1 protein-coding gene is annotated in these 467 nt (G+C 62.1%); it reads left to right on the top strand.

Annotated elements, in window-relative coordinates; translation table 11 throughout:
* Positions 1-29: 29 nt before the first annotated feature.
* Positions 30-467, top strand: a 438-nt coding sequence (locus HUS66_RS17440; protein ID WP_175072454.1) for a hypothetical protein, incomplete at its 3' end; no start/stop codon positions are given.

Here is a 467-nt window from a genome sequence, read left to right as displayed (position 1 = left end):
TGAGAGTCTGGCAACTCAGGTATCGCCCCATGAATCCCATGACACTCTGCTTTGCGGATGACACCCTGGAACGACGTTATCGGCGTCGACAGATCGAGACCTCACACAAGCTCAGCCGGATCACCATCCCGCTGAGCTGTCTGCTGTTCGCGTCCTATGGGCTGATCGAGCTCAGTCTGCTGGAGCACTACGAGCCCTACCTGCTGCTGCGCACCAGCGTTCTGATCGGCGTGTTGGGCCTGTTCCTGCTGTCACGCCTCCCGCGTTTCCGACACCACGTCAACGGCATCCTGTGCCTGGCCTCGCTGGTGGCAGCGCTGGGGACGCTGGCGATGTTCCATGTGGGGGACGGTCACGCCGGAGAGCACCTGGTGGAGAGCCACGCCGCCGGACAGCATGAGGACGAGCATGGTGACTTCCCGGTCTACTTCGTCGCCCTGTTGCTGGTGGTCTTCTGGACCTACACC

Origin of the sequence: Onishia taeanensis (genome assembly GCF_013349955.1) — a bacterium.
Taxonomy (GTDB): domain Bacteria; phylum Pseudomonadota; class Gammaproteobacteria; order Pseudomonadales; family Halomonadaceae; genus Onishia; species Onishia taeanensis_B.
The sequence above is the reverse complement of the archived record's forward strand: the minus strand, read 5'-3'. Positions and strand labels throughout refer to the sequence as shown.